This window comes from Methanosarcinales archaeon (genome assembly GCA_014859725.1).
In the GTDB taxonomy this organism is placed as follows: Archaea; Halobacteriota; Methanosarcinia; order Methanosarcinales; family Methanocomedenaceae; genus Kmv04.
Window position 1 is genome coordinate 1 of record JACUTQ010000068.1, and the last position, 11,293, is coordinate 11,293.

The 11,293-nt window shown below is 42.5% G+C and carries 10 protein-coding genes; 8 read left to right on the forward strand and 2 right to left on the reverse strand.

Going from position 1 to position 11,293, the window contains the following annotated elements; all coding sequences use genetic code 11:
- Window positions 1–183 precede the first annotated feature (183 nt).
- From IBX40_07105 to IBX40_07140, 8 genes are all read left to right on the forward strand, one after another.
- Complete coding sequence (locus IBX40_07105; protein ID MBE0524082.1) at window positions 184–2,907, forward strand: DNA polymerase elongation subunit; 2,724 nt, start codon at window positions 184–186, stop codon at window positions 2,905–2,907.
- A gap of 20 nt (window positions 2,908–2,927) precedes the next feature.
- Window positions 2,928–3,566, forward strand: a complete 639-nt coding sequence (locus IBX40_07110) for an MBL fold metallo-hydrolase (protein MBE0524083.1) — start codon at window positions 2,928–2,930, stop codon at window positions 3,564–3,566.
- 46 nt (window positions 3,567–3,612) lie between these two features.
- Entirely contained in the window at window positions 3,613–3,912 is a 300-nt protein-coding gene (locus IBX40_07115) for a hypothetical protein (protein ID MBE0524084.1), read from the forward strand.
- 2 nt (window positions 3,913–3,914) lie between these two features.
- A complete protein-coding gene (locus tag IBX40_07120) occupies window positions 3,915–4,382 on the forward strand; it encodes a hypothetical protein (protein MBE0524085.1) in 468 nt (155 codons plus the stop codon).
- Between the two features lie 607 nt (window positions 4,383–4,989).
- A complete protein-coding gene (locus IBX40_07125; GenBank protein ID MBE0524086.1) occupies window positions 4,990–6,486 on the forward strand; it encodes a radical SAM protein in 1,497 nt (498 codons plus the stop codon).
- A 90-nt stretch (window positions 6,487–6,576) separates the two neighbouring features.
- Window positions 6,577–7,425, forward strand: coding sequence for a ribose-phosphate diphosphokinase (locus IBX40_07130; protein ID MBE0524087.1), 849 nt, complete (start codon window positions 6,577–6,579; stop codon window positions 7,423–7,425).
- Between the two features lie 4 nt (window positions 7,426–7,429).
- Window positions 7,430–8,350 (forward strand): U32 family peptidase, encoded by a 921-nt coding sequence (locus IBX40_07135; protein ID MBE0524088.1) that lies wholly within the window; start codon window positions 7,430–7,432, stop codon window positions 8,348–8,350.
- 12 nt (window positions 8,351–8,362) lie between these two features.
- Window positions 8,363–9,259: a hypothetical protein gene (locus IBX40_07140; GenBank protein ID MBE0524089.1), complete on the forward strand. Its 897-nt coding sequence runs from the start codon at window positions 8,363–8,365 to the stop codon at window positions 9,257–9,259.
- Here the strand turns inward: IBX40_07140 and IBX40_07145 are convergent.
- Complete coding sequence (locus IBX40_07145) at window positions 9,201–10,265, reverse strand: transglutaminase domain-containing protein (GenBank protein ID MBE0524090.1); 1,065 nt, start codon at window positions 10,263–10,265, stop codon at window positions 9,201–9,203. The genes IBX40_07140 and IBX40_07145 overlap by 59 nt on opposite strands.
- Window positions 10,266–10,323: 58 nt before the next feature.
- Complete coding sequence (locus IBX40_07150; GenBank protein ID MBE0524091.1) at window positions 10,324–10,899, reverse strand: UbiX family flavin prenyltransferase; 576 nt, start codon at window positions 10,897–10,899, stop codon at window positions 10,324–10,326.
- Window positions 10,900–11,293 lie beyond the last annotated feature (394 nt).

Sequence of the window (11,293 nt, forward strand, 5' to 3'; positions counted from 1 at the left end):
TCTGCAATTCAGGATATGACTTTCTTGTCACAGCGTGCGCATCCGCGTCATCCGTACGATCCGTGTTCCATCACAATAATACTCTTAACCCATGACAAGACAATGTTTCTTAAATTCCTGCCACATCAAATGAAATAAAAAATAAGAAACCCTTAAGTCGATTTCAACTCAACTGATGGTTTAATGAAATTCCAGATACTGGATGCTGATTATACCTATGATGATGTGGGCAGTCCTGTCATCAGATTATACGGCAGAAATGAAGCCGGACAGAGTGTATGCTGTTTCGTGCCCGGCTTTAAACCTTATTTTTACTTAAAACCCGACAATCCCCAACATGCTGATAGGCTGGCACAGGAACTCAAAGAAAAATTCAGGGAATATGTTATTGATGTTCAACTCACCCAGCGGTTTGAACCGGTAGGTTATTTTAAGGAACCTATCACCATGCTCAAGATCGTCCTGAACGACCCGAAAGGCGTTCCTGAGATCAGGGATGATGTACTGAAAAACGCTGGTGTATCTGATATCTATGAAACAGATATCTTATTCAGAAATAGGTTCATGATCGATTCCGGGATCGGAGGGATGTCCTGGGTTGAGACCGGTTCCGAACCAATGGATGGAAAAAAATCAAATGGAATAAACCTGTATGAAGTGGAAGCCCAGATCAAAACAGTATCCCAGGCAGTGAAACATGTAGATATAATTACCAATTCAACTCTCAGGTACCTGGCTTTTGATATCGAGTGCCTGCCCATTGACGGAGGGATGCCTGTACCTGATAAGTCCCCAATTATCATGATAAGCCTTGCCTTTGAGCCACACTTTAACGGGAGCCGGACCATGGTGCTGGTTGGTAAGGATGCAGAAGGATTGGACAGTGATACAGAAACTTTCCCTGATGAAGTCCGAATGCTTGAAAGGTACTTTGATATTATCAAGGAATATGATCCTGATATTTTTGTGGGATATAACTCAAATGGTTTTGATATTCCCTATATCGTGGATAGGGTAAAGAAGCTGGAAGAAGCAAATATCAAGGTCAGATCCAGGATGGGACGGGATGGCAGGTCTGTTTATTACCGCAAGATAGGCAACATGACAAATATTTCTGTAAATGGCAGGGTGACGGTTGATGTATTACCCATAATCAGGCGTGATTTCAGCCTGAAACAATATACTCTCAAGAATTCTTCCATGGAGCTATTGGGCAGGAAAAAACTGGATGTCAATCCCCTGGACATGGAGGAGTACTGGAATGATGCGGGTGAGAAATTCAGGTTATTTATTGATTATGCCAGACGGGATTCTGAACTGGCCATGGACCTGCTGCAACGACTCAGTTTGCTGGATAAATTCATGGCTCTTTCCAGGGTCAGCGGCACCCTGATCCAGGAGATCTTAGATGGCGGCCAGACAAATATGGTGGAGAACATCCTGCTAAAAGAATACCGGGCCCACAACAGAGTAATGGCCCGCAAACCTGGTAGCGATAATTCACACCACCGCCGTGTCAGGGGAGAGGAATTGAAAGGCGGGGAAGTGCTGGAACCAAAAAAAGGTCTGATCGAGGATGTGGTCATCCTGGATTACAAGTCCCTGTACCCTACTATCATGATGGCCCACAACCTGTGCTATACTACCGAGATCATAGGTGATGAACCTGAGGGGGCTGTGGAGGTCACTCCATCCGGGGGGAGGTTCGTGTCATCCGGGGTACAGTGGGGTATTGTGCCTGTCATACTGGAAAATCTGTTAAACAGCAGGGTTGAGACAAAGCAGAAAATGAAAGGTGCTTCAAAGGAAGAAGCAAGGGTACTTGATGCGACCCAACTGGCCTTGAAGATATTATTGAACAGTTATTATGGATATTCGGGTTATGCAAGGGCACGACTGTACAGTCTCAACATGGCAAGCTCGGTCACAGGCTACGGCCGTGAGAATATCCTGAATACCAAACGACTTGTAGAAGAGCAGATCAAAAGTCTATTCATTCATGATGGGACTGTATATGAAAATGGGGAGATATCTGATAAGGATCTGGATAAAGCACAGAAGATAGACATGTCAGTAGTGTATGGGGATACGGACAGTGTGTTTGTCAAACTTATACCTGAAGGTATTTCACTGGATGATGCGGGTGCTGTGGGTGAAAAAATATCAGGCATTATTTCAAAAGAACTGCCTGATCCCATGGAGCTGGAGTTTGAGAGTTTTGCCAGGCGGTCTATATTCCTGGCAAAGAAGCGCTATGCTGTCTGGGTCTTTGAACCGGGAGGACAGGGCTGGACTGACAGTATAAAGGTAAAAGGTATGGAGACAGTCAGGCGGGACTGGTGCGAACTTACCAGTAAGACCCTGGGCAAAGTGCTGGAACTGGTGCTAAAGGAAGGCCTGGTGGATGATGCTATACAGTATGTGAGGGAAGTGGTGAACAGTGTCAGGAACATCGACCTGAAAGCCGATCTGTCTGTCATAGACGACCTGATGCTGACCCGCAAGTACACCAAAAAGACCGAAAGTTACCAGAACAAACAGCCTCATGTTATGGTGATTGAGAAAATGAGGCAACGCACCGGATTCGTACCCTCTATCGGAGACAGGATTCCGTTTGTTATTACTGCAGGGTCTGGTATTTTGGCTGACAGGGCAGATGACCCGGAATATGTTATAGAAAATAATATTCCCCTTGATGTGGAATATTATATCAAGAAACAGATACTTCCACCAGTTGAGCGTATTTTCAGGGAACTGGGTGTGGAAGTGGCATTTTTAGATTATGATGCAAAACAAAAAGGACTTACTGATTTCGGCGGCGGTATAGAAACCCCACATACCGCCAATTATGAGAAAAAGGCACGAAAAACAGAGAAAAAAGCACAGAGCCGACTATTAGACTTTTAATTTAAGGAAGTGAACCACATATGAAAGTCCATCTGATCAATAGTTCACCATATGAGGCAAATGCCTTTTTGGTGGATGCACCAAAACCGGTCCTGATAGATGTGGGCATGAATGCCAGTTATGTCATTGACAGGATCTCGGACATTATAGAACCCACCGATATTGAAACTATAGTCCTTACCCACGCCCATTATGACCACTGGGGCGGGGTGGAAGAAGTAAAGCAGGTGACAGGAGCAAATATTGCAATCCATACAGCAGATGCTGTGCTGCTGCAGGATGATGTGTCAAATGTTGCTTCCATGTTCGGTGAAAGAGCAGTATTAAAAGCTGACACACTACTGAACCAGGACGATTATATTGAGATTGGAGATAGCGATGGTTTAGAAGTAATACACACACCTGGCCACTCCCCGGGCAGCATATGCCTATACCATGCAGAATCTAAATCACTGTTCTCAGGCGATACTGTATTCCCTGGTGGTAGTTTCGGGCGTGTCGACCTGACCGGGGGCAGCATGATACAGCTTATTGAATCACTGAAGTACCTTACAGGGCTTGAAGTGGGGACAATGTATCCGGGGCACGGTAATGTGACTTCAGAGAATGTGGATGGACAGATCAAGCTGTCCCTGCATCTGGCTGGCACGTACCTTTGATATGGCATCCAAATGATTATCTTTTTTGGAAATCAATCGGTATTATATGGAGTACGATATCAAGGTGCATACGTGGTGGGAGAGCAGGATCAGGAAGATAAGCATAACTTCTGGTGAGAATAAATTAAAGATCTGGTTCGCCCATTTCGGGGAGCTGGACCTTGAGGACAAGAAGACCCAGAATATCTTTGCAGGGATCATGCAGGGGATTTTCGGGGAGCCTGTGGAAATCCCTGCTGTGAACCTGGATATTGTGAATATCAAGGGTGAGAAGAAGTATTCAAAGAAGGTGCACAGTAAGGAGGAATTCCTTGAGAGTTTCAAGAAAGCATTTGGAGATAAGTGAGTATGGATTGTAACACAACTGAAAAGAAATTCGATATGAATGAGTACATCTCCCAGGCCGAACGGGAGCATATGCTGTTCAAACTGCACAGGTATCTTGCCTGGGTTGGAGAATCCATTCCTGAAATGATCACAATCGATGGCCAGGATACTCAACTGCATGATCTTGTATGGAAACTGATCCAGAAAAAAAGATTGACAGAATCAGAAAGAAAGTGTGTGAAATGGTTGATCCGCAAGCTGGAGACCATAGAACAGATTGATGAAGAAAGTATCGAAAAGGCACGTCTGACCAGAGCCAGGGCAGAACATATACAGGATGAGGCTGCAGGTTTGTTGAGGGCTATTATGGATCTGAAGGATCTGGAGGAAGGCAGGATTCAGCAGGCTGATTTTGAGAAACTGAATATTACTGATAAGGTGGAGGATGCCAGGCGGTGGGTGAAGTATATGAAGAAGATGCGGGAGTGATTATCAGATAAGTGACAAACTCAAAGTTAAAAAGCCCTCAAGATATACCATATATCCGGGCATTTTCATGTTGCTGACTACCATTTGCAGCACTGATGACCCTGGCTTTAAACATTATTCCTGCCGGGAATTACCTACTCGGTGGTACTGTAATAATATTACTTGTGCAGTCGCACTTACAAGAAGACTCAACTTAACACCCGCAGCAATTTTTCTCGTTCTCGCTGCTGGCAATTTATTTGCTAATTTTTCATGAAGTTGGATGATTGTGCTGTCCTGTCTTAAAAGGTCTTAAAAGCCGACCAGTTTATCTTTCAATATCCGATTTGGATTTTGTGCGATGTTTTCCAATCCATGAATAACACAAGTATAGAGAAAATTTACAAGCTCCGGTGTGAAACGATCGTAGAAATTGCTTCGATTGATATGTAATTCACCTTTTTCTTTACATCCAAATTAGTATTTTTATGTGATTTAAATGGCAGAGCTATAAATACTTCGATTTGTAACGGTTGAGGTAGAAACATTGGGTGAAATTAATAAAGGTTAAAGGTTAATTACTGTTCCGACAACATCAATATTAAGTATGGAATGGAGAATAATGGAAATGAAGGAGACAAAATCAATTTGTCCTGAGTGCTATGAATTAATTGATGCGGTTATTTATGACGAAAACGGCACCATCTACATTGAAAAAAGCTGTGATTATCATGGTACATTCAAAGACATCTATTGGGGAGATGCTTTTCAGTATCAGCGTTTTGGCAAATACCTGCAAGATGGTACAGGTGTATTAAACAATATAACCTCCTCCAACGGTGGCTGTCCTCATAACTGCGGTATCTGTGAAGTCCACAAAACATCTACAATTCTGGCAAATATCGATATAACTAACCGTTGCAATATGCACTGTCCCGTTTGTTTTGCAAATGCTGCTTTCTCAGGTTATATATATGAACCAACGGTGGAGCAGATCAAAGAAATGATGATAATGCTTTACAATCAAGAACCGGTGAAATGCACATCTATCCAGTTCTCAGGTGGTGAACCAACCCTGCGGCCGGAATTGTTTGATCTCATTAAGATGGCAAAGGAACTGGGGTTCAAACATCTGCAGCTGGCCACCAACGGTATAAAACTGGCAGAAAGTGTGGAATATTGTCGTAACCTTCGGGAATCGGGGTTGAAAACCGTGTATCTGCAATTTGACGGCGTGACCCCTGAACCATACATGGAGACACGGGGGGTCGATGCTCTTCCCATAAAGCAAAAGGCAATACAAAACTGCCGGGAGGCAGGCATGCCCATTGATCTCGTACCCACCGTGGTCCGAAATGTCAATGACCATCAATTGGGGGCCATGGTACAGTTCGTTGCAGATAACATTGACATCATAAAAGGAGTCAACTTCCAGCCCATCTCTTTTACCGGAAGGATAGATACTAAAAAAAGGGAGGAACAGCGCATCACTATTCCTGATGTAATGAAAAAGATAGAAGAACAGACTGAAGGAGTTGTTACCAGTGATGATTTTTACCCAATCCCATTTATCCTACCCTTATCACATTTCGCCAATGCCGAAACAGGTATTGAAAATGTGAAATTCTCCGTAAATCCCCATTGCGGGTCAGGTACCTACATCTATGTTGATAAGAACCACAATATGGTCCCGGTTACGAGATTTGTGGACGTAGAGGGGCTGTTCGAGTATATTGAAGAACTGGCGCATGAAGTGGATGAAGTTCGATATTTCAAAACACTGGCACGGTGGAGGGGGACCAAAAAACTTGCCAGGGGGATAAGACAGTATGTGGATGACTCAAACGGCCCGAAGGACATTGACTTTGCCAGGAATTTATATAATATGCTGATACACCGCTCAGGCAATTCAACCAAAGTTTTCCATGAAAGAATGATGCTTATAGGTATTATGCATTTCCAGGACCCATATAATATGGACATCGAGCGTATCCAGCGCTGCGGTGTTCACTATGCCACCCCTGATGGCAGGGTGATCCCGTTTTGTACCTATAATTCTTTTTACCGGGAGGAAGTTGAAAAGAAATTTTCAAAACCGTTACATGAAAACCTGAAAGCCGGGTAGGAAAGTATCCTGGTACCTGGAAAAAACAACAATGATTTAAGTCATATCAACTATATTAGCCTTCAAAATGATGAATAGAGGGATTTTATTTTGAAAATAATAGGAGGACCTGCATCACAGCTTCTTGCCAGCAGGGTCGCAAAGGCCCTGGACTGTGACCTTGCCCTGTGTGAATTTAAAACGTTTCCTGATAATGAGATGTATGTTAGGATCCTGGATGACGTAGGTCAGGATGCTGTTATTATACAGAGTACAACTACCGATTCGGATTTTATGGCACTGCTCCAATTGATCGATGCATGCAGTACAGCTGAGAAGGTACATGTGGTCATTCCCTACATGGGGTATGCCAGGCAGGATAAACAATTCAATCCGGGAGAAGCACTCAGCGCCCGTGCTGTCGCACGCACCATTCTCGCAGATAACGTCATCACGGTAAATATTCATGAACATTCAGTGCTGGACCATTTCAAGTGCAAAACCATAGATATTGATGCAGCACGCCATGTAGGAAAATATCTGAAGGATCTGGATTTGGATTCACCTGTCGTGCTGGGACCTGACAATGGAGCTGTACACATAGCAGCGTCTGCTGCTGAGGAATTGGGAGCTGATTACGATCATCTTGAAAAGAAACGATTAAGCGGCGATACTGTACAGATGACCCCTAAAAACCTGGATGTGACGGGACGGGATGTGGTGATACTGGATGATATGGTAGCAACCGGAGGTACCGTGGCAGAAGCGGTGGGAATGCTCAAGTCTCAGGGTGCATCCCGGGTATATGTTGCCTGTATCCACCCGGTCCTTGCAGGAAGTGCAGTTCTTAAACTGTATCATTCCGGGGTCATGGATGTAATAGCAACTGACACCCTGGAAAAGGCAGTAAGCAGGGTAAGCGTTGCACCGTTATTGGCCAGGGCACTGAAAGGGTTATAATCCCATGCATTCCAAAAAGTTGACCCTCATGGCCCCTGCAGAATCAATGGCCACGGCCGTAAACGTGATAGAAGCTGGGGCTGACGAAATTTATCTGGGCCTGGAGACCCCGGGTTTTATAAATTTAAACCTCTCAGGCAGGGGTAGAAGCTGTAATGTTGAAACTGCAGAAGAACTGAAAAGAATAGTAGAATATGCCCATAATAATGAAGTATTAGTGGATTATACTGTCAATACACCTTTCATGGCTGATTCAATTGAAACTGAATATATTGAACATGTAATGCGTGGAGTTAATGCAGGAGTGGATGCACTTATTGTTGGGGAATTCGGTGCCCTTGTCCTGCTGCATGAACTGGACCTTGGACTGCCTATCCATGCCAGTGTCCTTTTGAATAATTTCAATATAGGCCAGATACAATTACTGGCAGAAATGGGTGTGGCCAAAGTTGTTTTACCTTTTAAGATAACTATTGAAGAAATCAAAGGATTATCAGGTCTTGGTGTTGAACTGGAGGTCTTTGGCCAGTTCGGTTGCTCAAATATCAACGGGACCTGTCACTTGATACACAATGCTGATGAGGCAGTTCAACTCGGCCTTCCCTGCAGGGCGAATTATAGGGTTTCCACTGATGGCAGGCTGCATGCTATTTTAGATGCAGGTACTGATTGTTCTTTATGCAGCCTGGGCCAGTTGATGGATGCAGGGGTGTCGGCCCTTAAAGTGGTTGGCAGGTGCATGAATCCAGAGATGATAAAGACAATAATACAAACATACCGCAGCGGTATTGATATGACAAATAACGGAGCTTTGCCTGAAGAGATCAAAGCATGGATCCTGGAAGAATTTCCTGTCTGGATGATGCTATGTGACCAGGATAGGTGCAAATATCTTGAAACGCCAATCAATAGATCGTTTGTCTGAATCAGGTTTATCATGATCGAGATAAGAACTGCAGATTACCTAAAACTTGAAAATATTATTAACCTGGCTGACGAATTTAACATACGATTCGGTCTTGGCAGCGAGAGCTGTGTCCATAAACTGCCCTGTTTGGGCATTTTAAAAAATACAATTTCTCAAGTAGCTAACCTGACAGTAGTAACCCCCATCACACCACAGAAGCATTATAAATGGATGTTGGATTATATTAACGAGCTGCCTTCAGGAGTAAAACTGGTAATTAATGATGCAGGGATACTCTATTCATTAAATAAAACAAAATCTCTTGGCAGATTCGATAAAATAATCGCAGGCAGGGGAATAGTTCATACTTCAGAGGCCTGTCCATGGGTAGATCATCTTTTGCGGGACGAGTCAGAACATATTAAGGAAGCATTTCTACAGACTAACCTGAATTACAGTAGAACCCTGGATTTTTTCAAAAAAATGGGAATTACTGGAATGGAAACCGATCTTGAATCCCGGACTGTAAATGCAGCTCTCAGGACAGGACTGCCCGTTTCCGCTCACATCGAATATATTGCAGTGTCTTATGCCAGATCATGTCACACATCCAGATTTTATAGTGAACAGCCTCCGGCATGCGTTCATAGGTGTAACAATCCTATTAAAATTGAACTGATCGATATGTTCGATCTTTCCAGTGTCCCACCCGGGTTTGCTCAACCCGGTCCTGAAATGCTGGAGATATTTCCTACTCTTTACTTGCTTGGAAACACTATTTTTATGAAAAGTAACTGTCAGGATACAAAAGGTCTTGAGCAGATAATCATTAATACGGACATGTATGATTTTGAGGATTTGACAAATATCATTCAATATACAGATACTCTTTCGACAACGGATCAACAGCGACCTTTTCCCCAATAAGATTCGCATCATATCCAGGATAACCATATTTTCCAGCGGTTGCATCGAGCACAACACAGCTCTGGTTATTTATATCATAATATGATATCTGTTGATCCTTAAGAAGTTCCTGGGTCGAATAATAGAAATAAAATTTCAGATCAAATTCGATTATAGCCTCATCCGGATTATCGTTTTGCAGAATCACTCCACCATGTGTCGTTATGCGATTACACGTATCACTGATCTTGATCACGTTTAGATTAGCACAAGATGTAAAATGTTCAAATGACTTTCTCGTAGTCTTTTTTTCATATTCTGCTTTCGATGGAACCACGTAAATATCCAGGGGATCTGATGAAAATATCTCATATTCTATATTCATATACTCAACCGGGTCCTCGAATTCAGTTCCATCTCCACCGTAATAATAAATATAACCCGGTTCCAATGTGAAAGTCAGCTTTTTTTCTTCGACAACATAAATGTCATCACCTTTCATGATAACGTCCATATCTCCATTTTGACCCAGATCTCTGGAAACCTGGGCAAGAATGGGTTCCTTCATGTATTCCAGCAGGTTATCAGTATCCACATCACATGCCAGACCATATGCATGGTCTTCAGTTAAAACAAAATACGTATTAATTCCAATATTCTCCAAAAGGGACATTAGCAAAATCGTCAGATCTTCACAGTCTCCCCCACCCACTTCCATTGTATCATATGGTGATTGGATGAACTCATCTTGTCTGGGGTCGCTGTAATAAGAATAATTTTCCACAACGTAGCGGTATAATTTATTTATCTGGCAGTCTTTATCCCCGGAAGGACAATCTCTAACGATCTCTGCAGCTTTTGTTCTTAAGGTAATATCTTCAAAAACTATCTCGTTTACATAAGGTTCAACTCGTTGAACCTCAGGATCGCCGTTTAACCTTGATAGAGTTTCATCATCTATGCAACCGCTAATAAACAATGCGATCAGGAGTAAAACAAAGGTAATTGAAAGACTTTCTATCTTCATTTTCATTTCTAATTCGTTTTATTTCTTAATTTGTATTTGGATTAGAAATATCCGAGCATTAGCCAGGATTTTCTGGTTCCCACCTTTTATACAGTCTGTGTTCAATATTTAGCAAATCCAGCACTCTCCCTACCACAAAATCGATCATCTCATCTACAGTTTGCGGTCTTGGATATAATCCCGGACATGCAGGCAGCACAGCAGCACCCGCACGACGTACTTTCACCATATTCTCCAGATCGATCAAACTTAAGGGTGTCTCCCTTGGAACCAGTACAAGTCTCCTATCCTCTTTCAGGCAAACATCAGCTGCCCTTCCTATTAATGTATCAGAAAAACCATTGGCAATAGAGCTAAGAGTCTTCATGCTGCAGGGTATGATCACCATTCCTGCTGTCCTATGTGAACCGCTGGCCACAGGTGCAGTTAAGTCATCTATTTTCCAGGAATAGTCTGCCAGTGACTCCAAATCTGAATAAGAATAATCAGTTTCGATGTCAATGATCTGTTTTGCAGGTTCAGAAATAATCAAATGGACAGTAACATCTTCTTTTTTATTAAGTTCTTCAAGAAGTCTGATCCCGTAAATCACTCCTGATGCTCCACTGATACCAATGACGATCTCACTATTCATTGTCGATATTAATGTTTTTGCTACTTGAATAGTTTTTGTATTGTATGTAAACCATTAATTTCCTAAATTCCCAAACTTTTTAGGCATTATGATGCTAGCAAATACGGAATTTGATCAAATTCAAAACAAACTCAAAACGAACTCCGGAGTTCGTGTCAGTTCGTTCAGTTCGTTGTTAATATTAATAAATCACAGGCTATCGATTCTCAATAAAAATTATACCACTTCGAAAACATATCTCACAAAACCATATTAGTTTTTGTGAAATAATTATGTAAAATCCCCAGGAGGAACATTCTGAAACTAAGTATGGTGCCTAAATTAACGGGAATTTAGGATTTATAACCTAAGGAAAATCAAAATAATACTGTGGATTTGTTTTGTATTTTTTCTA

Bases quoted from the DNA above. Each gene is read 5' to 3' on its own strand.
- IBX40_07105 (MBE0524082.1), top strand. From the start codon at position 184: ATGAAATTCCAGATACTGGATGCTGATTATACCTATGATGATGTGGGC.
- IBX40_07120 (MBE0524085.1), top strand. From the start codon at position 3,915: ATGGATTGTAACACAACTGAAAAGAAATTCGATATGAATGAGTACATC.
- IBX40_07115 (MBE0524084.1), top strand. From the start codon at position 3,613: ATGGAGTACGATATCAAGGTGCATACGTGGTGGGAGAGCAGGATCAGG.
- IBX40_07125 (MBE0524086.1), top strand. From the start codon at position 4,990: ATGAAGGAGACAAAATCAATTTGTCCTGAGTGCTATGAATTAATTGAT.
- IBX40_07145 (MBE0524090.1), bottom strand. From the start codon at position 10,265: ATGAAGATAGAAAGTCTTTCAATTACCTTTGTTTTACTCCTGATCGCA.
- IBX40_07140 (MBE0524089.1), top strand. From the start codon at position 8,363: ATGATCGAGATAAGAACTGCAGATTACCTAAAACTTGAAAATATTATT.
- IBX40_07110 (MBE0524083.1), top strand. From the start codon at position 2,928: ATGAAAGTCCATCTGATCAATAGTTCACCATATGAGGCAAATGCCTTT.
- IBX40_07150 (MBE0524091.1), bottom strand. From the start codon at position 10,899: ATGAATAGTGAGATCGTCATTGGTATCAGTGGAGCATCAGGAGTGATT.
- IBX40_07135 (MBE0524088.1), top strand. From the start codon at position 7,430: ATGCATTCCAAAAAGTTGACCCTCATGGCCCCTGCAGAATCAATGGCC.